The sequence below is a fragment of the Pseudomonas edaphica genome, from assembly GCF_965277385.1.
Classification (GTDB): Bacteria; Pseudomonadota; Gammaproteobacteria; order Pseudomonadales; family Pseudomonadaceae; genus Aquipseudomonas; species Aquipseudomonas edaphica.
The window spans coordinates 6,217,201-6,237,849 of sequence record NZ_OZ255725.1; the positions used below are offsets into that span (position 1 = coordinate 6,217,201).

Genomic DNA, 20,649 nt, shown 5'->3' on the forward strand with positions numbered 1-20,649 from the left:
CCATGTTTCGTGTACTGCTGCGCCTCTATCTGGTCACCATCATTACCTTCAGTGCCGCGATATTCCTGATTCCCAAGTTGGTGATCCAGCTGTTTGAACACCGCTACATGGACTACAACATCGAGCAGACCCGTGGCCTGCAAAAGCTTATCGTCAAGCAGTATCTGCGCGCGCCGGTGGAGCATTGGTCGCACGTGACCGAGCAACTGAACCGGGATTTCGCACCGCTGCAAGTCAAGTTGCTGCTGCGCCAGGACGCCAGCTATACACCCGAGGAGGAGCAACTGCTGGAGCACGGCAAGCCGGTGATCCGCCTGGGCGAGTGGGGCTGGATGGAAGACATCAGTTCGCCGATCAACCAGCAGTTTGCGGTGAAACTGAGCATCCCCCCGGACCCGCTGGACATGAACCTGCTGTACTGGTCGATGAACGTACTGATTGGCGCGGCCTTGCTCGCCTGCCTGCTGTTCTGGCTGCGCCCGCACTGGCGTGACCTGGAGCGCCTGAAAAGCACCGCCGCGCAACTGGGTCGGGGCAACCTCAGCGAGCGAACGCAGATTCCCGCCAGCTCCAACATCGGCAGCCTGGCGTCGGTGTTCGACACCATGGCCGACGACATCGAAGGCCTGCTCAACCAGCAGCGCGACTTGCTCAACGCGGTGTCCCACGAACTGCGCACGCCGCTGACGCGCCTGGACTTCGGCTTGGCCCTGGCGCTGTCCGAAGACTTGCCCCAGGCCAGCCGCGAGCGCCTGCAAAGCCTGGTGGCGCATATACGCGAACTGGACGAGCTGGTGCTGGAATTGCTTTCCTACAGCCGCCTGCAAAACCCGGCGCAGTTGCCGGAGCGGGTCGACGTGGTGCTCGACGAGTTTATCGACAGCGTGCTGGGCAGCGTCGATGACGAACTGGAAAACCCCGAGATCGTCATCGACGTGGCGCTTGACTGCGCGGTGGAGCGTTTCAGCCTCGACCCGCGCCTCACGGCCCGGGCATTGCAGAACCTGTTGCGCAATGCCACGCGCTATTGCGACAAGCGCATTCAGGTTGGGGTCAAGGTGTGTGCCGATGGCTGTGAAATATGGGTGGACGATGACGGCATCGGCATTCCCGTTGAGCAGCGCGAGCGTATCTTCGAACCCTTCTATCGCCTGGACCGCAGCCGCGACCGCGCCACTGGCGGCTTTGGCCTTGGCCTGGCGATCAGCCGGCGCGCCATGGAAGCCCAGGGCGGCACATTGGCGGCCCTGGCCTCGCCCCTGGGCGGGGCACGGTTCAGGGTGTGGTTGCCCAGCGCAGGTTGATCAGAGCACTTTGACCGCGCGGCCGATGGCCTGGATCGGCCCGGTCGGCTTGCCGGTCGGTGAACCGCGAGGGTCTTCCAGGGTCAGCTCGAACAGCTGGTTGGGCGTGAGCGGCGGCAGCTTGTCCAGCGGCACCGAGAGCGTTTGCCCAGGCTTGACCAGCCCCAATGATACCGGAGCCTGCCAGCCATCGCCCTTGGTCCAGAATTGCAGGGCTTTGTCGCTCGGCACCTCCATCACCCCCAACGGAATCAGTTGGATCTGCTGATCATGGCTGGCCTGGATCACCCAGCCGGGTGCCTGGTTCTGTGGTGCAACCAACACCACCACAAACGTCGGATCGGCTACGGGCGGGCGGGTCAACAGCAGGGCCGCCAACACCAGTGTGGTCACCAGGCCTGCGCCGGCCAACCCACGCCAGAGTGCCAGCAGGTTCCACCAAGGCACACCGGCGTCCTGGTTGTTTGCCGTGCTGCGTTCGATGCGCCGCCACAGTTGCGCGGACGGCGGCACGGGTTCGGCCAAGGCGGTCAGCGGCAGCAGGCGCTGCTCCCAGGCATCTACCGCCGCACGCAGCTCGCTGTCATGTTTCAGGCGTTGCTCGACCTCGGCGCGTTGCTCGGCGGGCAGGGTGCCCAGCACGTATTCGCTGGCGAGTTCATCCAGTGGGTTGCTCATGCCATGCACTCGCGCAGCGCGACGAGGCTCCGTTTGATCCAGGCTTTGACGGTGCCCAGGGGCGTGTCCAGTTTCCGGGCGATTTCGCTGTGGGAATAACCGTCGACATAGGCGTGAAGGATGCACGTGCGACGGGTCGGGTCGAGTTGTTCCAGGCAGCGGTACACCTGACCTTCTCGGGCGCTGAATTCGAAGCTGTCATTGGGGGCGGCGAGCTGCTCGTGTTCGTCGCTCAATGCCACCTCCCGGTAGTGATTGCGCACGGCATTGAGCGCCAGGTGCCGGGTGATGCTGAACACCCAGCCCCGCGCCGAACCACGGCTTGGGTCGAAACTGCCGGCGCCGCGCCAGACCTTGATAAACGCGTCATGCACGACATCTTCGGCCAGGGCTTTGTCACGCACAATGCGCAACGCCACGCCGAGCAAGCGGCTGCTGTCCTCGGCATAGAGTTGGCGCAAGGCGCGTTGGTCGCCACGGGCACACGCCGCCAGGCAGGTTTCGTAATCAAACAAACACGGCATCCTTAAAGGGCTGAGTCCTGTGGCGAGCGCGCTCGCCACAGGCAGCGTAGCCGAGTTTACTCAGTTGGCTGCCCAGAAAATGTAGTCGGCCTGGTACTTCACCACGGCCTGCTGGCCTTTGTTCGCCGCTGTGCATTCGCTGCTCGGCGCCACGCCGCCTTTAAGGGCAACACGCTGGATGTAACTGACGCCACTCATGGCACCTTTACCTTCGGCCGGGTTGGCCTTGACCAGCTGATAGGGCAGGTTGCCTGCACTCGAAGGCGCTACCGCCAGTTGGGTGCCGGTGATTTTCGAGCCATCCTGGGCCTGCCAGGTGGCGGGCGGGCCGAAGTAGTTGCCCACCGGCTTGCCGCTGCGATCATTCAACACGGCTTTGGGGCCGACAAAGAACCATTCGGTCTGGCCGACGGCGTTGGCTTTGTCGCGGCATTCGTAGGTGATTTCGCCGACCCCGGTGGTTTCCATCGCAATCTTGTGCCCGTCCGGCACCTTGATGCTGTCCGGCAAGCCGGTCTGGGCGAAAGCCGCAGGCGCAACGGTGAGTGCAGCCGCAAGGCAGAACAGTGTTTTAGCGTTCATGGGTAGTGCTCCATTTGAGTAAAACAGCGGGGTGACTGCAAGGACTACACGCGAGGCGCACGATTGGATGCACGGGTTAGAAAATAAACCTCAGAGGGCGCACACTGTGCGCCCGCCCCCGAGGAGAACCTCGCAATGACTGGTGTTCACACGTCTGCTCAACAAGGTTTCTCGACCCAGGCCGCCACCTACGCCCAAGGTCGACCGGACTACCCACGCCAACTCACCGGCTGGCTGACCGATACACTGCGTATCAACGCACAGTCGACCGTGATCGACCTGGGGGCCGGCACCGGCAAGTTCACCCGTTTGCTCAGCACCCTGGCGCCCAGCCTGATTGCCGTCGAGCCGGTCGAGGCCATGGGCGCGCAACTGAGCAAACTGTTGCCGGATGTACGCCTGCTCAGCGGCACCGCTGACGCTATCCCTTTGCCGGAGGCCAGCGCCGATGCGCTGGTGTGCGCGCAAGCCTTCCACTGGTTCGCAACCGAGGCCGCACTGGCAGAGATCCACCGCGTGCTCAAGCCTGACGGGCGCCTGGGGCTGGTGTGGAATGTGCGCGATGAGTCAGTGGACTGGGTTGCGGCCATCACCGAAATCATTACGCCCTATGAAGGCGACACGCCGCGTTTTCATACAGGGCATTGGCGCGAAGCCTTCACCGGTGGGTATTTTTCCGCGCCGCAAATGAGCTGTTTTGCCTATCAGCATGTGGGCAGCCCCCAGGAAGTGATCATGGATCGCTTTCTGTCTGTGAGCTTTATCGCGGCGCTACCGGCCGCGCAAAAGGCCACGGTGACCGAGCAATTACGCGGGCTGATCAACACTCACCCGGCGCTGCGCGGGCGTGACACTGTGGCGTTTCCGTATCAGACCCAGGCCTATGTCTGCCATCGTCTGACAGAAAAAGCATAAAGTCAGATCATATTGATATAAGTCGTTATAAGAAAAATCGCTATCCTGCGGCCAGAATTTTATAAGGCCGCGGGTAGTTGTAATGGATGTGGGCAATTTTGGTTTTGTAGTCGCTGGCCTGATCGTTGGTTTTATCGTCGGCATGACCGGTGTCGGCGGCGGGTCCCTGATGACGCCGATCCTGTTGTGGTTCGGCATCAACCCGGCCACCGCCGTGGGCACTGACTTGTTATACGCCGCCATCACCAAATCCGGTGGGGTGCTGGTACACAGCAAAAACCGCAATATCGACTGGACCATCACTGGCTGGCTGACCTTGGGCAGCGTGCCGGCGGTGCTTTTGACGCTGTGGTTCCTGGCCAGCCTGCACACTGATCCCAGCGCGATGAATGCAGTGATCAAGCAGGCGCTGGGCTTTGTGCTGCTGCTGACGGCGCTGGCGATCCTGTTCAAGAAAAGCCTGTTGGCGTTCGCCCAGCGGCATGCGGGCGATGATTACCACATGAGTCCGCGCAACCTCAACGCACTCACAGTCGTCACCGGCGCGATCCTGGGCACCATGGTTGCGTTGACCTCTATCGGCGCGGGTGCCCTCGGGACTGTGGCGTTGTTTATCTTGTATCCGTTCCTGGCCACGCGGCGTCTGGTCGGCACCGAGATCGCCCACGCCGTGCCGCTGACCCTGGTGGCGGGCCTGGGGCATGCCAGCATGGGCAATATGGACTGGCACTTGCTGGGCTTTTTGCTGATGGGGTCGTTGCCGGGGATTTACCTGGGCAGCCACATGACCGGCAAAGTCCCGGACGGCGTGTTGCGACCGTGTCTGGCGATTATGTTGATGACCATCGGGTATAAGCTCGCGTTCTGAGTGGTGGATCGTTCCCACGCTCTGCGTGGGAATGCCACCCCGGACGCTCTGCGTCCCGCTCTTGAAGCCGTGACGCGGAGCGTCACAGGATGCATGCCCACGCAGAGCGTGGGAACGATCAATTACGCTTTGCCAGGCCCATTCCCGATCTGCCACACAAACGGCGGCTCGGTTCCATTGATCACCCAATCCCCCACGATCCGCGCCTTGTAGATCACCGGGTTATGCGACGACACGGTCCGCGCATTGCGCCAATGGCGATCCAGCGCTTTACCCTGGCGCACATCCGACGCACCCAGCGCATTGAACAGCTCACTGGTAGCCCGCTGAATCAACTCCGACACCACCACCTGCGCTGTCGCCGATTCAATCTCGGCAGCCACGTTTGCCTCACGCTCAGCCACCTCATCCCCGGCAAATCTTGCCAAGTAAGCCCGTTGCGCCGGCACCGCAGCTTTCAACGCACTGGCCTCGGCGGCATACACCAGCGCGGCCACTTCGCCCACCACTTGCTGCACCTGCGGGTCCTGGCTGACATGGGCGGCATTGCCATGGCTGTAGATGCGTTTGCGGCTGCGCACCTGCTGCGCCACGTCGTTGAGCGCCGCACGGCCAATACCGGCCAGGCTCGCCAGCAGCACCAACTGGTAAAACGCGGTCTGGTATTTGAAGCGGGTGGCGAAGTCGATCACGTTGTCGGCCTCAACCACCGCATCGGTAAACCGTGTAGTGCCGCTGCCCGTGGTGCGTTGGCCGAACCCGTCCCAGTCATCACGTTGCACCACGCCGGGCTGGTGCGTGCGGGTGGCGGCGATCACGTCGGCGCCGGTGTCGCTGCGCTGGGCGTACACGTCGATCCAGTCGGAGAAAATGCTCCCGGTGCTGTAGAACTTTTCGCCGTTGAGCTTCCAGTGATCGCCATCCGGGCTGACCTGAGTGACCACATCGCCGATGGCCACAGTGCCGATTTCGGTCCAGGCGCAACCGACGATATCGCCGTCGACAAACCGCTTGAACCACAGGTCGCGCCCCGCGCTGGGTGGCGCGTTCAGGCGGTCTTCGGCAAAGGCGAAGTGCCCGCGCAGCGCCTGGGGCACATTGGAGTCGGCCGCCGCCAGTTCGATCAGCAGCTCAAACAATTGCGGCAGGGACGCGCCGCCACCGCCGTATTCCACCGGCACCCGCACCGCGCCGAACCCTGCGTGTTTGAGCCACTCAATCGGCTCATAGGGCAGGGCGCGCGCTTGTTCACGTGCCACGGCACCTTCGGCGATGCGCTGGAAGATCGGCCGAAAGCGCGCGGCAAGTGTGGGGTAATCGACGCCGATGGACAGCGGGTTGATGACATGTTGCTCGGTCATGGGATACGGCTCCTGGGCAGTGATCAATGGTGAGCTGATTGCATAGTCCGTGCCGGGCGGCGCAGCCCGTATTTACTGGGGATGGATCCAAACTGCTGTTGCCCCAGCAACAGTAAATCGACAAAACAAGGCCATCCGCGACATTCGCCGGCTTGGCAAAAACCACAGCGATATACGCCGCAACGCCCGTGGGGTGGCGCTTTGATGATGTCTGGCACGCTTGCTGCTCAAGCCTGGTTACATCCTTCTTTCGTGCGAGGTACTGCCAGATGAGTCAGCAAGCCGTGAAATTTGCCTATTGGGTGCCCAACGTCAGCGGTGGGCTGGTGGTCAGCAAGATCGAACAGCGCACGCACTGGGGCATCGACTACAACCGCAAGCTCGCGCAGTTGGCCGAGGCGGCCGGCTTCGAATATGGCCTGACGCAAATTCGCTTCACCGCCGGCTACGGTGCCGACAATCAGCATGAGTCTGTAGCGTTCAGCCATGCGTTGCTGGCGGCGACCACTAGGCTCAAGGTGATCGCCGCGATCCTGCCTGGCCCTTGGCAGCCGGCGCTGGCGGCCAAGCAGCTGGCGACCATCGACCAGCTCACCAATGGGCGCATCGCGGTGAATATCGTCAGTGGCTGGTTCAAGGGCGAATTCCAGGCCATCGGCGAACCCTGGCTGGAACATGACGAACGTTATCGCCGTTCCGAGGAGTTTATCCGTGCCCTCAAAGGCATCTGGAGCCAGGACGATTTCACTTTCAAGGGCGACTTCTACCGCTTCAACAATTACAGCCTCAAACCCAAGCCACTCGGCCAGCCGGAAGTGTTCCAGGGCGGCAGCTCACGGGCGGCGCGGGACATGGCGGCACGCGTGTCGGACTGGTACTTCACCAACGGCAACACGCCCGAAGGCATCAAGGCCCAGGTTGACGATCTCCGCATCAAGGCCGCGGCCAATCACCATTCGGTGAAAGTGGGTGTAAACGCGTTTGTGATCGCCCGCGACACCGAAGAAGAAGCCCGCGCTGTGCTCGCCGAAATCATCGACAAGGCCGACCCCGAAGCGGTGAATGCGTTTGGCGATGCGGCCAAACAGGCGGGCAAGGCCTCACCGGAAGGCGAGGGCAACTGGGCCAAGTCCAGCTTTGAGGACCTGGTGCAATACAACGACGGCTTCAAGACCAACCTGATTGGCACGCCGCAGCAGATCGCCGAGCGCATAGTCGCGCTCAAGGCTGTGGGCGTGGACCTGATACTGGCTGGCTTCCTGCATTTTCAGGAAGAGGTCGAATACTTCGGCCAGCGCGTCCTGCCGCTGGTGCGCGAGCTGGAAGCCAAGGCCGGCGTCAAGCAGGTGGCTTAAACAACACGACGGCCGCGCGCAATTTGTTATTGCCAAAACGGCACATGCGCTCGAACTCCCCATGGCTGACCGGCAGATGCTGGCAGTCCAGGGATTGGCGATGCTGGCTGTGGTCCACGTCGGGGTCGTGCAGGTAGACGAACTCTTCATCGCAGTCGGTGACCATCACCCAATGTGGCGACTTGGAACGGGTGAGGCGGTAGCTGCTGATCAGTACCAGCGGCTGCCCGCCAGCCTGCAATACCTGCGGTAAATCCAGCGCGCCGCCGAATACCTGTTCGACGTCGCTGCCGACCAATTCCTCTTCAAACGCCTCATGCACTAAGCGCATCACGTCCTTTTTGTGCTGGTCGCGCACGCCATCCAGAAACAACGGCCCGCGCACATTCACCTGCATACGCACCCGAAAACCCCGGCGCCAGGCCGCCAAAGCCAAGCCTTGCGGGCTGCAGCCGCCATGGCCTGCGGTCATGAACACGGTGGTGGCTTCGCGCCAGATCTGCAGCTCTTCGCGCCGCCCGGCCACGCGACCTGCCAGCAACGCGCCCATGGCCATCAGCAGGCATGCGGCGCCACAGGTGAAGTCGGTGGTCTGTTGGTAATACGGCACGCTCTGGGGGCGTGCAACCTGGTGCTGGAGGATGCGTTTTTCCAGTCGAATAGCGGCGGTGTGATCTTCGTAATAGTCATTTATCAGTGCAAAGCGGCGATAGCCGTTGCGCTCGTACAGCGCCAGGGCGCCGGGGTTGTCGGTGCGTACTTCCAGGCGCAGATAGGCGCAATCATGTTCCAGGGCGCAGGCCTCGATGCGCGTCAGCAATTGCTTGCCCAAGCCCATGCCGCGCGCACGCTCGGCGATGGCGATGGAGTACAGGCGCGCCAATGAAGTGCCGCGATGGAACAGCACCAGTGCATAACCTTGCAACTGCGCATCATTTTCCGCCACCAGCAACTGGCCATGGGCACGGCTGATCATCCACTGGAAACTGCGCAACGAGAGCCGGTCGGTGGTGAAACAGTGCTGTTCCAGTGCGACCAATTCAGGCACATCAGCAGGGGTTGCAACGCGAAAGGAAAGAGCCATATAACCGCCGTAAAAGTTGCGTAACGAAACGGGACTTCTCTAAAAGATCGTGCTTAATAGAAAAGGTCGAGTTCTCTAAAGCGGATCAAATATTATGTCAGCGGTACAAGGTCATTGGCGTGAAGTATCCGAGCAAAACGTCGCGGCGACAATAACTTCCAGCGGTTATTTTTCGGTCGCAAGCAAAGGTTCCAGCCAAGTGGTGATCATTGTCGAACGCAAGGAAGATTGGGCCTCTTACTTCCCCAGCGAAGACATCGTGACCGCCCAGGAATACCTTGAACAAGCCCGTGAAAGCGAGACGGGCAAGCGTGTGCAGGTGATCAATCTGTGCCGCAGTTACAAGTACCTGGGCCACGGCTACTACTGCTCGTTGTTGGCCGAAGCGCGCGCGCACAAGGTGATTCCGTCGGTACGCACCATCAGTGAACTGACTAAAAAGTCGCTGTATGGCTTGTCACTGGATGACCTGGATAAAACCCTCGATAAAGCCTTGAGTCATCACCTTTACAGCAATACCGAAGGCTTTACCCTGACACTTTATTTTGGTCGAACCAATATAGAGCCGCTGCAAGAGTTGGCCCGCCAGTTATTTGAAACCTTCCCGTGCCCAATCTTGTTAGTTGAGTTTCGCAAACACAATGGCTGGCACATCGACGGGGTCAAGTCCGGGGTCTTGCACAAGTTGCGCGATGACCAGGAAGACCAGTTCGCCCACGCCCTCGACAACTTCAGCCGCAAGATCTGGCGCCAGCCGCGCTCACGCCGCTTGGCGCGGTATGACCTGGCGATTCTTCACGACCCGCAGGAGCAACTGCCGCCGTCCAATGCTCGCGCCCTGGAAAACTTCGTGCGGGTCGGCAAAGGGCTGGGCATCGATGTGGAACTGATCGAGCGTAAGGATTACTCACGGCTGGCCGAGTACGACGCCTTGCTGATCCGCGAGACCACCAGTGTCGACAACCACACCTATCGCTTTGCCAAAAAAGCCGAAAGCGAAGGCCTGGTGGTCATGGACGACCCGGCATCGATCCTGCGCTGTACCAACAAGGTCTACCTCACTGACCTGCTCAACAGCCATCAACTGGGCATGCCCGCCACCGAGATTCTCTACAAGGAGCGACCGCAAGATTTCGAAAGGGTCGGCGAGCGCCTGGGTTTCCCGCTGGTGTTGAAGATCCCCGACGGCTGCTTCTCGCGCGGCGTAATCAAGGTGGAAAGCCAGGAAGCCCTGCTCAAGGCCACCGCCGAGTTGTTCGAACACTCTGTGCTGCTGCTGGCCCAGGAGTTTTTCTACACCGAGTACGACTGGCGCATCGGTGTGCTCAACCGCAAGCCGATCTTTGCCTGCCAATACTTCATGTCCAAGGGCCACTGGCAGATTTATAACCACAAGGCTATCGGCCAGGACATCAACGGTGAATGCCGCACCCTGGCGGTTCATGAAGCGCCCAAGGCAGTGGTGGAACTGGCGGTAAAAACCGCCAACCTGATCGGCGACGGCCTCTACGGTGTCGACCTCAAGCAGTCCGGCGACAAAGTGGTGGTGATCGAGGTCAACGACAACCCCAATATGGACGCCGGTATCGAAGATGCCTATTTGCAAGACGACCTGTATGCGCTGGTGCTGGAGGAGTTTGTACGGCGATTGGAGTTGAAACGCCAGGGCCAGGGCTGGTGACGCGCGATGATTCAGCGCTTTGAACTGACCGACGGAAAACTGTGCAAGGCGGACAAGGACGACGCTGCAATCATGCTGTTCAACAACCCGGACGCGGCCGAGCGCGAGTGGTTGCGCGACCATCACAAACTCGACGAGCACGCCCTGGCTTCGGCGCTTGACCCGGATGAAGTCTCACGCATCGAGTTTCACCCCGATAACCTATTCCTGATCTGGAAACGCCCGGAGAACTACTCGGGCGGCGGCAGCCTGATGTTCGAAGTGGCCTCCTGCGGGCTATTGTTTTCGCCCGGCCGCCTGTTGGTGATCGCCACGGATGACACCCCACTCTCCGGGCTCGGCGCACGCCGGCCGTTGCATACCCCGCTGGATGTGCTGCTCGACTTGCTGCTTAACAACATTCACCACTACCTGGGCCACCTCAAGGTGATCAAGCTGGTGGCGCGGGAGTTGCAGCAACAGTTCAATGCGTCGATGAGCAACCAGCACCTGATGCAGATGTTTAACCTCAGTGAAAGCCTGATCTATTACATCAACGCGCTGCACAGCAATGGCGCGGTGTTGTCGCGGTTGCGCAACCACGCGGAAAAGGAGCATTTCAGCGCCGAGGTGCTGGGGTTGATCGATGACCTGATCATTGAGAACCACCAGTGCTACAAGCAGGCGGAGATCTACTCCAACGTGTTTTCCGGGCTGATCGATGCACGCGGCAACCTGATGAACAACAGCATGAACAACCTGCTGCGCAAGCTGACGTTGATCAACGTGGTGTTTCTGCCGCTCAACCTGATCGCCAGCGTGGGCGGCATGTCGGAGTTCAGCATGATGACGGCGGGCACGCCGTGGTGGGTGTCGTACCCGCTGTTGATGGTGGCGATGGGCGTTGGGGCGGGGTTGATGGTGTTCGGGCTAAAACGCATCGCAGGCGGCGCCAGCCGCGCGTGAACACGGATTCCTCCTGTGGGAGCTGGCTTGCCTGCGATGCCGGCGCCTCGGTGTGTCAGTGACACACAGTCGATGCTATCGCAGGCAAGCCAGCTCCCACAGGTTTACGGTTGCAGTGTCAGCACTTCAAAGCCGTCCGCCGTCACCGCAACAGTATGCTCCCACTGCGCCGACAGGCTGTTGTCCTTGGTCACCACCGTCCAGCCATCCTTGAGGTCGCGCACCTTGGCGCTGCCCTGGTTGAGCATCGGCTCGATGGTAAACACCATGCCTTCGCGCAGTTCCAGCCCGGTGCCGGGGCGGCCGAAGTGCAACACTTGGGGTTCCTCGTGCATCTGCCGGCCGATGCCGTGGCCGCAATACTCACGCACCACGCTGTAGCCGTTGGCTTGCGCATGGCTCTGGATCGCATGGCCGATATCGCCCAGGCGTGCGCCGGGGCGAACCTGGCGAATGCCGGCCCACATGGCTTCGAAGGTCTGTTCCACCAGGCGCCGGGCCTTGGGCGCCACGCTGCCAATCATGTACATCTTGCTGGAGTCAGCGATAAAACCGCCTTTTTCCAGGGTGATGTCGATGTTGATGATGTCGCCGTCTTTCAACACATCCTTGGCACTGGGCATGCCATGACACACCACTTCGTTGATCGAGGTGTTGATGCAAAAGGGGTAGTCGTATTGCCCAAGACTCGCCGGCCGGGCTTTGAGTTCGTTACGGATGAAGGTTTCGACGGCGCTGTCCAGCTCCAGGGTCGAACGTCCGGCGGCGACAAAACCGTCGAGCATGCTGAATACCTGGGCCAGCAGGCGTCCGGATTCGCGCATCACGGCCAGTTGTGCGGGTGTCTTGATCATCAGCCGCGCCCTCGGATCAGGTCGGGTTTGTCCAGTAACAGCTTGTTGATCAGCTCGTTGTAGGGCAGGTGCGGGTTGAGTTCGGCCAACAGGCCGATCTTGATCCAGAACTCGGCCTGGGCATTGATGGAGCGGTCCATGGCGGCGCTGGCCAGGCGAAGCTGTTCGTGCAGTTGGTCGGTAATCTTGACGATGCCCATGGGTTTCACTGTGTTAGATGGATATACAAAGCGTATACGTTTCGTATATCTCTCGTAAACCCCAACCCGCTAAATGGCCACAGGCCATTGACTTGCCCAGTCACCGCCGGTTAATTTCGGTGCATGACCTTTCCAGCCTTGCGCCGCCAGTCGAGCATTATTATTACCGCCATTCCTCATTTGGCGGGATAGCACACGGCTGCACCCAAACCCGCCCTAGAGGCGGGTTTTGTTTTTCCGACTCCTGGGCAGCACACCAACACCAGGAGACGCCCATGAGTACCCACCGCGCCGCGCAAACCGCCAATACCGGGCTGCTTGAGCACTACGTGAAAAAGATCCTCGCCGCACCGGTTTACGACGTGGCAGTGCGCACGCCCTTGCAATCGGCGCCTGCGTTGTCGGCGCTATTGGGCAACCAAGTGCTGCTCAAGCGGGAAGATTTGCAGCCGACGTTTTCCTTCAAGATCCGTGGCGCCTACAACAAGCTGGTGCAACTCGGCGATGAGCAGAAAGCCCGTGGGGTGGTGACCGCCTCGGCGGGTAATCATGCGCAGGGCGTGGCATTGGCGGCGCGGGAACTGGGCATCAAGGCCCGCATCGTCATGCCGTGCAGCACGCCGGAATTGAAGGTGCTGGGCGTGCGCTCCCGTGGCGCCGAGGCGGTGTTGCATGGCGAAAGCTTTCCGTTTGCCCTGGCCCACGCATTGCAGTTGGCCGAGGCGTCGGGTTGCACCTTTGTTTCGCCGTTCGATGACCCCGATGTGATCGCCGGCCAAGGCACAGTGGCCATGGAAATACTGCGCCAGCAGCAAGGCCCGCTGCACGCGATCTTCGTGCCGGTGGGCGGCGGCGGCCTGATCGCCGGGATTGCCGCCTATGTCAAATACCTGCGGCCCGAGGTGCGCATTGTCGGCGTCGAACCCGAGGGTTCCAGTTGCCTGCTGGCGGCCTTGCGCGCCGGTGAGCGGGTGGTGCTGCCCAGTGTCGACGGGTTTGCCGATGGCACCGCGGTGGCGCAGATCGGCGCCTATGGCTTTGAGATCTGCCGCGATTGGGTCGATGAAGTGATCACCGTCAGCAATGACGAACTGTGCAGCGCCATCAAGTTGATCTACGACGATACGCGCTCCATCACTGAGCCTTCAGGCGCACTGGCGGTGGCGGGCGTTCGCAAGTACGTCAGCCAAAACGGCGTGCGCGGGCAGACCTTGGTGGCAGTGAACTCAGGGGCCAATATCAACTTTGATAGTTTGCGACATGTTGCGGAGAGAGTAGCGGCGCAAAGTGTAACTTAGTGCATAAACGTTTAATCGACGCGGTTCGACGATAATTCACGCGGGGTAAACAGATTTATATACGTCAGCGCGGCGCTTATGAGGAAAGGTTACAACGAGAATGGATTTTGCCGAGTAGGCTGATGAATGAAAGCGTCTGCCAGGGTCGGTAAGACGCCGCAGGCACGCGCCTGCACCGTACCTGAATATCTGTACCTAAAAATCTGTTGGCAGTCTCAAAAAAGGAGAGGTTGGCCATGCTTTCGGAACTAGAGCTACGCAGTATTATTGAAGGAAGTTTCTTGCCCAAGCGGTGCGAATGCACCAAAGCCGAAGACGCCTCGTTGACGATCAAGGTGTATGACGACCGCGACCGTGACCGGGTGGATTTGGAAGTCAAAGGTATCAACGCGGAAAAACTCGACAGCAGTCGAGCCATTTGCAACCTGATCAGCGGGTTGCGCGAAGACCTCAAGCACACTCAAGCGCCTGCTCAGCAAAGAGTGGCGGGGCGCGGCTACTAGTCAGTCAAGTGTTTGAGAGTCATTCACCGACGACCTGTGGGCCTGGTAAACGCCAGGCCCAATGCGGTGTGTTTCAATTCTGAAAATCGCAGGCTTCGGACATTTTTCGGTAGCCCACATCTTCGATCTTCCCGGCTTTGTCCACGAACTTGATATCGGCGTTGATCACCTTGCACACCTCGGTGTCTTCCTCGTGCATGGCGATCACTTTGTCGACGTTCAAGGGCATGCCGTATTGATACTGCACAGGCTTGACGGCGGTGTCGGCCTGGGCCATCCCCGACACCGCGGCAAGGGCCAGGGTGGCGGTGAATAACAAGGTACGCAGTTTCATGGTGGTGCTCCGCAAGTGAGTTCAATTTCACTCTCGGCTTGCGGGATTAACCATCGATTAATTTTGCCTTGGCTGACAAAACCTTCATGAAACCCAGGCTTCAGCCCAACTGCTGGCGATACGGCAGGTCCGGCCCGGTCTTGCTGCAGGTCAGCGCGGCGGCGCGGATCGCGAAGCCCAGCATGCTGTCGATCTGCGCGCGTGTCAGCTGTTGCAGGCCGTCAATCGAATCCAGCTGCTGCTCGGTCAACCAGGCAATCAACGCGGCCTGGAAGGTGTCGCCGGCGCCCACCGTATCGGCCATCACCACCTTGACCGCAGGTTGCGACCAACTGCCGTGCTGGCGGCTGAACACGCTGGCGCCATCGCCGCCACGGGTGAGGAACACCAATTGGCAACGGTACTGCAACCAGCCTTGCAGCACGCTCTCGGGCGACTGGTCGGGGTAGAGCAGGTGCAGGTCTTCATCGCTGACTTTAATCAGGTCGGCATGCTTGACCAACTCGGCCACGCGCTCACGCCACAGCTGGATATCCGGTTGCGGGTTGAGCCGCACATTGGGGTCCAGGCTGATCAGGCGCTTGCCGCTTTCGCGCTTGACCAGGCTCAGCAGGGTGTCGCCGATCGGCTGCACCACCAGCGAAAACGAGCCGATATGTACGCCACGAACCTCATCGCCCAAGGTCGGAAGATGCTCAACCGCCAGTTGCCGATCGGCGCAGCCTTCACCGCGAAAGCTGTATTGCGGTGAGCCATTGGCGCCCACGGCAACCATCGCCAGGGTGGTTGGCGCGGCAAACTCAAGCAGAAACTGCTGGCTGACGCCTTCGTCCTTGAGCACTTGCAGCAAGCGCTGGCCAAGGAAGTCGTTGGACACGCCACCCAACAGCGCGGACTCAATGCCCAGGCGGCGCAAACCCACGGCCACGTTGAACGGCGAACCACCGGCAATGGCCTTGTAATTGACCCTGGAAGCCTGCCCGCTGGCATCCTCCTCGCTGAAAAAATCGAACAGCGCTTCGCCACACACCAGATACATAGTCGTTCGCTCTTAAAGGGTTGCCACGAGCTGCTGATAGCGCTCGTAAGCCTGTTGATAGGCACTGACATTGGCCGCCACCGGCAGCGTGCGGCTGCTTGGGTCGACACTCACACATTTGTCGCACAGGCTGGCCAGGGTGTCGCCGGACTGGCTCCACGCCGCCTGGATCGCCGCGCCCAGGGCAGCGGCTTCGCTTTGTTCGGTACACACCACTTCGGTGTTCATGATATCGGCGACCATCTGCCGCCACACCGGGCTTTTCGAGCCGCCGCCGATCAGGCGGATGCTATGGCTTTGCAGGCCGGTCTGGCGCAGCAGGTCGAGGCCGTAGCGCAGGCCGAAGGTGGTGCCCTCGACCACCGCGCGACACAGGTTGGCGCGGGTCAGGTTGGTCATGGTCAGCCCGTGGAGGCTGCCGGTGGCGTGGGGCAGGGCGGGCACGCGTTCGCCATTGAGGAACGGCAGCATGCTCACGCCATCGGCGCCAATCGGCGCTTGCGCAACCAGGCTGTTGAAGGTCGCAAGGTCAAGCTCGAACAGCTCGCGAATCACCCCGGTGGCGTTGGTCAGGTTCATGGTGCAGATCAACGGCAGCCAGCCACCGCTGGACGAACAGAAGGTCGCGACCGAGGCTTGCGGGCTGACATTCGGCTGGTCGGCAAATGCGTAGACGGTGCCGGACGAACCCAGGCTCATGGTGATCACGCCGGGGGCGATATTGCCGGTGCCGATGGCGCCCATCATGTTGTCGCCGCCGCCACTGGACACCTTGGCATTCGGGTTGATGCCTAAGCGTTCGGCGATGGCCGGCAGGATGGTACTGACCGTTTGATCGGCCGCAATCAACGCGGGCAGGGCTTTTTCCAGGCGCCCGCTCGGGTCGATGTGCGTAAGCAGTGCCACGTCCCACTCGCGGCTGCGCACGTTGAAGTAGCCGGTGCCCGACGCATCGCCGTATTCCGCCACGGCGCGGCCGGTGAGCCAGTAGTTGAGGTAGTCGTGGGGCAGCAGGATATGGGCGATGCGTGCGAACACGTCCGGGTGTTGTTCGCGGGTCCACAGCAGTTTCGACACGGTATAGCCCGGCGCAATCGCCACGCCGAGGCGTTCCAGCGAGCCGCTTTCGCCGCCCAGGTACGCCAACAGGCGGTCGTTCTCCGGGGCGGTTTCGGTGTCGCACCAGAGTTTGGCCGGGCGTAGCACCTCACCGTGCTCGTCCAGTAGCACCAGCCCGTGCTGCTGGCCGGAGACGCCGATGCCGAGAATGTCCTGGCCGTCCACGCCAGCCTGTTGCAGGGCGCGGTGAGTGGCTTCGGTAAAGGCATCCAGCCATTCCTGGGTGTGCTGTTCGCGACGGCCATTGGCGCCGCTGATCAGCGTATGCGCGGCGGCGCCCAGGCCCAGGACCTTGCCGCTGGACGCGTCGAGGACGATGGCTTTGGTGCCCTGGGTGCCGCAATCGATGCCGAGGTACAGGTTTTGCTGGGTCATGAAGGAGTGCTCAGCAGTATTATTCTTGGATTGATAGCCCGATTAAATGTGGACGCTGGTCTGTGTGGGAGCTGGCTTGCCTGCGATAGCATCACTTGGGTTTGACTGATAGACCGAGGTGCTGGCATCGCAGGCAAGCCAGCTCCCACACAAGCCAGCTCCCACATTTTTAATCGGGTGTTTTCAGCAGTTGCTGCAGTGTTGCGGTGACGCCGTTGTCGCGCAAGCTGACAAAGCACCGCTCAAACGCTGCCACAAACTCAGCCGAGTTGGGAATAGCCTTGCCAAAAATCTCTTCCACACCCAGCAGGCGCTGGCTGATCAGCGCATCGTCACTCACCAGCCCTTGGCAGAACTCGGCGCGTGGGTCGGGGATCTTGTAAGTCACGCCGTTTTCATCAACGCCTTTGAGGTACAACGCCCAGGCGGCGACAACCAACGCCGCGCGCTCAGTCTCACGCCCATCGGCAATCAAGCGATTGATGGTCGGTACGGTGAACTTGGGAAACTTCGACGAGCCATCGGAACACACACGCTCCAACTGGTCGGCAATCGCCTGGTTGGAAAACCGATCCACCAGCGTCTGCTTGTACTGGGTCAAATCGATGCCCGGCACCGGCGCCAGGTTTGGCGTGACGTCCAGGTCCATGTAGGCACGCATGTAGGCCACAAACACCGGGTCATTCATGGTGTCGTGCACAAACCGATAACCCTTGAGAAAACCCAGGTAGGTAAGGGCCAGGTGGCTGCCATTGAGCAGGCCGATCTTCATTTCTTCGTAAGGCGTGACGTCATCGGTGAACTGCACACCGACGGTTTCCCACGCCGGGCGGCCGTTAACGAATTTGTCTTCCAGCACCCATTGCACAAACGGCTCGCACACCACCGGCCAGGCGTCGTCGATGCCGTGCTCATCGTGCAGTTGCAGGCGGTGGGCGGTGCTGGTCATCGGCGTGATGCGGTCGACCATGGCATTCGGGAAGCTCACGTTGGCCTTGATCCAGTCATGCAGCTCGGCGTTGTGCAGGGCGGCAAATGCCAGCAGGGCCTTGCGCGTGACGGCGCCGTTGTGCGGCAGGTTATCGCAGGACATCACGGTAAACGCCGGGGTCCCGGCGGTGCGGCGTTGGGTCAGTGCGGCGCAGATAAACCCGAACACGGTTTTAGGTGCATTGGGATGCGCCAGGTCGTGCTGGATCTGCGGCAGGTGCGCCATGAACTCGCCGTTACTGTCATCGATGCAGTAGCCGCCTTCGGTGATGGTCAGCGAGACAATCCGAATCTCAGGGCTGGCCAGCTTGTCGATCAGCGCCTGGGCGCCGTCTTCGGCCAGCAGCATGTCGCTGATGGCGCCGATCACGCGCACTTCGGTGTCGTCGGTGTCGCCCAGTTCATACAGGGTGAACAGGTAATCCTGGCCGGCCAGGTCGTCGCGGGCCTTGCGGTCCTCGCTGCGCAGGCCGACGCCGCAGATGCTCCAGTCCAGGCCAACGCCGGTATTCATCAGCGCATCGGTGTAATACGCCTGATGCGCACGGTGGAAACCGCCGACGCCGATATGCGCGATGCCCTGGGAGGTGCTCGCAATGGCGTAGGCCGGAATTTTTACTTGCGGCGCCAATTGGGTGAGGTTCTGTTTATTCAGTTTCATCACAAGTCTCGCGAAATCAGGCGGCAGCGCGCAGTGGACGAGCCACGGCCACGCCATCGGTGTCGAACAGATGGCAGTGCGCCGGGTCCAGGTGCAGGTGCAGGGTTTCGCCGTATTGGCTGGCCATGTCGCCACGAATCCGCATGGTCAGCGGCTCGCCGTTGGCGGTGATGACGTGGCAGAAGGTGTCGCTGCCCAGGCGCTCGCCGACGTCGGCGGTGACGGTCAGGGTGGTTTGCCCAGGCGCGGCAATTTCCAGGTGCTCGGGGCGAATCCCCAGGGTCACCGCGCTGCCCACGCTCAAGCTGGCACCGCTCAATGGCAGGCTGATCAGGGTGCCGGCGTCCAATTGCACGTCGCAGCCCTGGCTTTCAATACGGGTGACTTTACCCTTGAGGAAGCCCATTTTCGGCGTGCCCAGAAAGCCCGCCACAAACAGGTTGGCCGGCTGGTGGTACAGCTCCAGCGGCGAGCCGACCTGCTCGATACGGCCGCTGTTGAGTACCACCACCTTGTCGGCCAGGGTCATGGCCTCGACCTGGTCGTGGGTCACGTAAATCATGGTGGCTTGCAGCTCTTTATGCAGGCGCGCCAGTTCCAGGCGCATCTGCACGCGCAGGGCGGCGTCGAGGTTGGACAGCGGTTCGTCGAACAGGAAAATCTTTGGGTTACGCACGATCGCACGGCCGATTGCCACGCGCTGACGCTGGCCGCCGGAAAGCTGCTTGGGCTTGCGCTCCAGCAACGGGCCGAGTTCGAGGATGCGCGCCGCTTCGCTGACTTTGCTCTCCACCAGCTTCTTGTCGACGCCGGCCAGGTCCAGGGCAAACGACATGTTCTTGCGCACGCTCATGTGCGGGTACAGCGCGTAGGTCTGGAACACCATGGCCAAGTCGCGCTTGGCGGGGGTGACTTCGGTGATATCGCGGCCATCGAGTTCGATGGTGCCTTCGGTGACTTCCTCAAGGCCCGCGATCAAACGCAGCAGGGTGGATTTACCGCAGCCCGACGGGCCGACGAACACCACAAATTCCTTGTCGTTCACTTCCAGGTCAATGCCCTTGATGATCGAGAAACCTTCGAAGCCTTTTTGCAAATTTTTGATTTTCAGGTTGGCCATGATGGGCCTCCGCTTGGAATTATTATTTAACTGCGCCGAAGGACAAGCCACGCACCAGCTGTTTTTGGCTGATCCAGCCAAAGATCAGGATCGGCGCACAGGCGAGGGTCGAGACGGCGGACAATTTGGCCCAGAACAAACCTTCGGGGCTGGAGTAAGAGGCGATCAGCGCGGTCAATGGCGCGGCATTCGAGGAGGTCAGGTTCAGCGACCAGAACGCCTCGTTCCAGCACAGGATCAGCGACAGCAGCACGGTAGAGGCCAGGCCGCCCTTGGCGATCGGCAGTAGCACGCGGACCATTTCCTGCCACAGGGTGGCGCCGTCCAGGCGCGCGGCTTCGAGGATGTCCTTGGGGATGTCCTTGAAGTAGGTGTACACCATCCACACCACAATCGGCAGGTTGATCAGGGTGTAGATGATGATCAGCGCAATGCGCGTATCCAGCAGGCCAAGGCTCTTGGCCAGCAGGTAGATCGGCATCAAAACGCCCACTGGCGGCAACATCTTGGTGGACAGCATCCACAGCAAGGTGCCCTTGGTGCGCTGGGTTTCGTAGAACGCCATGGAGTAGGCGGCCGGTACCGAGATCAGCAGGCACAAGGCAGTGGCACTGAACGAAATCACCACCGAGTTCCAGGCGTAGGCGAAGTAGTTGCTGCGCTCGTTGATGTGCAGGTAGTTCTCCAGCGTCGGCGTGAAGATGAACTGCGGCGGCGTGGCGAACGCGTCGATTTCGGTCTTGAAGCTGGTCAGCACCATCCAGAAGATCGGGAAGAAAATCAGGATCGCGATGGCCCAGGCCAACGTGCCGAGCAACAGGCTTTGCAGGCGGCGGGATTGTTGAAGCGTCATGGCGCG

At 60.9% G+C, this 20,649-nt stretch carries 20 protein-coding genes and 1 pseudogene; 8 read left to right on the forward strand and 13 right to left on the reverse strand.

Features of this window, described 5'->3' with window-relative positions; genetic code table 11:
- Nucleotides 1-2: 2 nt before the first annotated feature.
- The gene (locus ACQY47_RS28320; RefSeq protein ID WP_428553918.1) at nt 3-1,304 is read left to right on the forward strand and encodes an ATP-binding protein; all 1,302 of its coding nucleotides are present in this window, start codon (nt 3-5) and stop codon (nt 1,302-1,304) included.
- Here the strand turns inward: ACQY47_RS28320 and ACQY47_RS28325 are convergent, their stop codons facing one another.
- Genes ACQY47_RS28325 through ACQY47_RS28335 form a run of 3 tightly spaced genes read right to left on the reverse strand, consistent with a single transcriptional unit; the run spans nt 1,305 to nt 3,088 of the window.
- Nucleotides 1,305-1,982: an anti-sigma factor gene (locus ACQY47_RS28325; protein ID WP_428553922.1), complete on the reverse strand. Its 678-nt coding sequence runs from the start codon at nt 1,980-1,982 to the stop codon at nt 1,305-1,307.
- Complete coding sequence (locus ACQY47_RS28330; protein ID WP_236462529.1) at nt 1,979-2,506, reverse strand: sigma-70 family RNA polymerase sigma factor; 528 nt, start codon at nt 2,504-2,506, stop codon at nt 1,979-1,981. Before ACQY47_RS28330 ends, ACQY47_RS28325 begins: the two co-directional genes overlap by 4 nt.
- Nucleotides 2,507-2,566: 60 nt before the next feature.
- Nucleotides 2,567-3,088 carry a DUF3455 domain-containing protein gene (locus ACQY47_RS28335; protein WP_017135037.1) on the reverse strand — a complete coding sequence of 174 codons (522 nt, stop codon included), beginning with the start codon at nt 3,086-3,088 and terminating at the stop codon, nt 2,567-2,569.
- A 135-nt stretch (nt 3,089-3,223) separates the two neighbouring features.
- On the opposite strand from ACQY47_RS28335, the gene ACQY47_RS28340 reads away from it, so the two are divergent.
- Complete coding sequence (locus ACQY47_RS28340) at nt 3,224-4,003, forward strand: class I SAM-dependent methyltransferase (RefSeq protein ID WP_236462526.1); 780 nt, start codon at nt 3,224-3,226, stop codon at nt 4,001-4,003.
- 82 nt (nt 4,004-4,085) lie between these two features.
- A complete protein-coding gene (locus ACQY47_RS28345; protein WP_017135039.1) occupies nt 4,086-4,871 on the forward strand; it encodes a sulfite exporter TauE/SafE family protein in 786 nt (261 codons plus the stop codon).
- Between the two features lie 122 nt (nt 4,872-4,993).
- Here ACQY47_RS28345 and ACQY47_RS28350 read toward each other — a convergent pair whose 3' ends face one another.
- Nucleotides 4,994-6,232, reverse strand: a complete 1,239-nt coding sequence (locus tag ACQY47_RS28350; protein ID WP_138453614.1) for an acyl-CoA dehydrogenase family protein — start codon at nt 6,230-6,232, stop codon at nt 4,994-4,996.
- 269 nt (nt 6,233-6,501) lie between these two features.
- Here ACQY47_RS28350 and sfnG point away from each other — a divergent pair, with 269 nt between their 5' ends.
- Nucleotides 6,502-7,587, forward strand: a complete 1,086-nt coding sequence (gene sfnG / locus ACQY47_RS28355) for a dimethylsulfone monooxygenase SfnG (RefSeq protein WP_099548248.1) — start codon at nt 6,502-6,504, stop codon at nt 7,585-7,587.
- On the opposite strand, the gene ACQY47_RS28360 is transcribed toward sfnG, so the two are convergent.
- Nucleotides 7,571-8,671: a GNAT family N-acetyltransferase/peptidase C39 family protein gene (locus ACQY47_RS28360; RefSeq protein WP_428553928.1), complete on the reverse strand. Its 1,101-nt coding sequence runs from the start codon at nt 8,669-8,671 to the stop codon at nt 7,571-7,573. The two genes, sfnG and ACQY47_RS28360, sit on opposite strands and share 17 nt — an antisense overlap.
- A 94-nt stretch (nt 8,672-8,765) precedes the next feature.
- On the opposite strand from ACQY47_RS28360, the gene ACQY47_RS28365 reads away from it, so the two are divergent.
- Nucleotides 8,766-10,352: a RimK family protein gene (locus tag ACQY47_RS28365; RefSeq protein WP_428553931.1), complete on the forward strand. Its 1,587-nt coding sequence runs from the start codon at nt 8,766-8,768 to the stop codon at nt 10,350-10,352.
- 6 nt (nt 10,353-10,358) lie between these two features.
- Nucleotides 10,359-11,297 (forward strand): magnesium transporter CorA family protein, encoded by a 939-nt coding sequence (locus ACQY47_RS28370; protein ID WP_170038443.1) that lies wholly within the window; start codon nt 10,359-10,361, stop codon nt 11,295-11,297.
- A gap of 104 nt (nt 11,298-11,401) precedes the next feature.
- Here ACQY47_RS28370 and map read toward each other — a convergent pair whose 3' ends face one another.
- Together map and ACQY47_RS28380 are read right to left on the reverse strand one after the other, a co-directional pair.
- Nucleotides 11,402-12,151: a type I methionyl aminopeptidase gene (gene map, locus ACQY47_RS28375; RefSeq protein ID WP_099548254.1), complete on the reverse strand. Its 750-nt coding sequence runs from the start codon at nt 12,149-12,151 to the stop codon at nt 11,402-11,404.
- The gene (locus tag ACQY47_RS28380; RefSeq protein ID WP_017135045.1) at nt 12,151-12,351 is read right to left on the reverse strand and encodes a ParD-like family protein; all 201 of its coding nucleotides are present in this window, start codon (nt 12,349-12,351) and stop codon (nt 12,151-12,153) included. The genes map and ACQY47_RS28380 overlap by 1 nt, the downstream gene beginning before the upstream one ends.
- Nucleotides 12,352-12,626: 275 nt before the next feature.
- On the opposite strand from ACQY47_RS28380, the pseudogene ilvA reads away from it, so the two are divergent.
- Nucleotides 12,627-13,625 (forward strand): annotated as a pseudogene (gene ilvA, locus ACQY47_RS28385) (threonine ammonia-lyase, biosynthetic); the annotation flags it as partial.
- 260 nt (nt 13,626-13,885) lie between these two features.
- Nucleotides 13,886-14,152 carry a DUF1652 domain-containing protein gene (locus ACQY47_RS28390; protein WP_017135047.1) on the forward strand — a complete coding sequence of 89 codons (267 nt, stop codon included), beginning with the start codon at nt 13,886-13,888 and terminating at the stop codon, nt 14,150-14,152.
- 73 nt (nt 14,153-14,225) lie between these two features.
- On the opposite strand, the gene ACQY47_RS28395 is transcribed toward ACQY47_RS28390, so the two are convergent.
- From ACQY47_RS28395 to ACQY47_RS28420, 6 genes are all read right to left on the reverse strand, one after another.
- Nucleotides 14,226-14,486, reverse strand: coding sequence for a DUF2790 domain-containing protein (locus tag ACQY47_RS28395; protein WP_428553938.1), 261 nt, complete (start codon nt 14,484-14,486; stop codon nt 14,226-14,228).
- A gap of 100 nt (nt 14,487-14,586) precedes the next feature.
- Nucleotides 14,587-15,525 carry a carbohydrate kinase family protein gene (locus tag ACQY47_RS28400; protein WP_428553941.1) on the reverse strand — a complete coding sequence of 313 codons (939 nt, stop codon included), beginning with the start codon at nt 15,523-15,525 and terminating at the stop codon, nt 14,587-14,589.
- Between the two features lie 12 nt (nt 15,526-15,537).
- Nucleotides 15,538-17,019 (reverse strand): xylulokinase, encoded by a 1,482-nt coding sequence (xylB, locus tag ACQY47_RS28405; protein WP_428553944.1) that lies wholly within the window; start codon nt 17,017-17,019, stop codon nt 15,538-15,540.
- Between the two features lie 169 nt (nt 17,020-17,188).
- Entirely contained in the window at nt 17,189-18,670 is a 1,482-nt protein-coding gene (locus ACQY47_RS28410; protein WP_026013524.1) for a mannitol dehydrogenase family protein, read from the reverse strand.
- 16 nt (nt 18,671-18,686) lie between these two features.
- Nucleotides 18,687-19,790 carry an ABC transporter ATP-binding protein gene (locus tag ACQY47_RS28415; protein WP_138453615.1) on the reverse strand — a complete coding sequence of 368 codons (1,104 nt, stop codon included), beginning with the start codon at nt 19,788-19,790 and terminating at the stop codon, nt 18,687-18,689.
- A gap of 22 nt (nt 19,791-19,812) precedes the next feature.
- A complete protein-coding gene (locus tag ACQY47_RS28420) occupies nt 19,813-20,643 on the reverse strand; it encodes a carbohydrate ABC transporter permease (protein WP_017135053.1) in 831 nt (276 codons plus the stop codon).
- Between the last annotated feature and the right edge of the window lie 6 nt (nt 20,644-20,649).

Excerpts from the sequence above, each read along its gene's own strand:
- sfnG (WP_099548248.1), top strand. The coding sequence starts at position 6,502 with ATGAGTCAGCAAGCCGTGAAATTTGCCTATTGGGTGCCCAACGTCAGC.
- ACQY47_RS28320 (WP_428553918.1), top strand. The coding sequence starts at position 3 with ATGTTTCGTGTACTGCTGCGCCTCTATCTGGTCACCATCATTACCTTC.
- map (WP_099548254.1), bottom strand. The coding sequence starts at position 12,151 with ATGATCAAGACACCCGCACAACTGGCCGTGATGCGCGAATCCGGACGC.
- ACQY47_RS28360 (WP_428553928.1), bottom strand. The coding sequence starts at position 8,671 with ATGGCTCTTTCCTTTCGCGTTGCAACCCCTGCTGATGTGCCTGAATTG.
- ACQY47_RS28340 (WP_236462526.1), top strand. The coding sequence starts at position 3,224 with ATGACTGGTGTTCACACGTCTGCTCAACAAGGTTTCTCGACCCAGGCC.
- ACQY47_RS28400 (WP_428553941.1), bottom strand. The coding sequence starts at position 15,525 with ATGTATCTGGTGTGTGGCGAAGCGCTGTTCGATTTTTTCAGCGAGGAG.
- xylB (WP_428553944.1), bottom strand. The coding sequence starts at position 17,019 with ATGACCCAGCAAAACCTGTACCTCGGCATCGATTGCGGCACCCAGGGC.
- ACQY47_RS28415 (WP_138453615.1), bottom strand. The coding sequence starts at position 19,790 with ATGGCCAACCTGAAAATCAAAAATTTGCAAAAAGGCTTCGAAGGTTTC.
- ACQY47_RS28350 (WP_138453614.1), bottom strand. The coding sequence starts at position 6,232 with ATGACCGAGCAACATGTCATCAACCCGCTGTCCATCGGCGTCGATTAC.
- ACQY47_RS28380 (WP_017135045.1), bottom strand. The coding sequence starts at position 12,351 with ATGGGCATCGTCAAGATTACCGACCAACTGCACGAACAGCTTCGCCTG.
- ACQY47_RS28390 (WP_017135047.1), top strand. The coding sequence starts at position 13,886 with ATGCTTTCGGAACTAGAGCTACGCAGTATTATTGAAGGAAGTTTCTTG.
- ACQY47_RS28330 (WP_236462529.1), bottom strand. The coding sequence starts at position 2,506 with ATGCCGTGTTTGTTTGATTACGAAACCTGCCTGGCGGCGTGTGCCCGT.
- ACQY47_RS28365 (WP_428553931.1), top strand. The coding sequence starts at position 8,766 with ATGTCAGCGGTACAAGGTCATTGGCGTGAAGTATCCGAGCAAAACGTC.
- ACQY47_RS28335 (WP_017135037.1), bottom strand. The coding sequence starts at position 3,088 with ATGAACGCTAAAACACTGTTCTGCCTTGCGGCTGCACTCACCGTTGCG.
- ACQY47_RS28410 (WP_026013524.1), bottom strand. The coding sequence starts at position 18,670 with ATGAAACTGAATAAACAGAACCTCACCCAATTGGCGCCGCAAGTAAAA.
- ACQY47_RS28420 (WP_017135053.1), bottom strand. The coding sequence starts at position 20,643 with ATGACGCTTCAACAATCCCGCCGCCTGCAAAGCCTGTTGCTCGGCACG.
- ACQY47_RS28345 (WP_017135039.1), top strand. The coding sequence starts at position 4,086 with ATGGATGTGGGCAATTTTGGTTTTGTAGTCGCTGGCCTGATCGTTGGT.
- ACQY47_RS28370 (WP_170038443.1), top strand. The coding sequence starts at position 10,359 with ATGATTCAGCGCTTTGAACTGACCGACGGAAAACTGTGCAAGGCGGAC.
- ACQY47_RS28395 (WP_428553938.1), bottom strand. The coding sequence starts at position 14,486 with ATGAAACTGCGTACCTTGTTATTCACCGCCACCCTGGCCCTTGCCGCG.
- ACQY47_RS28325 (WP_428553922.1), bottom strand. The coding sequence starts at position 1,982 with ATGAGCAACCCACTGGATGAACTCGCCAGCGAATACGTGCTGGGCACC.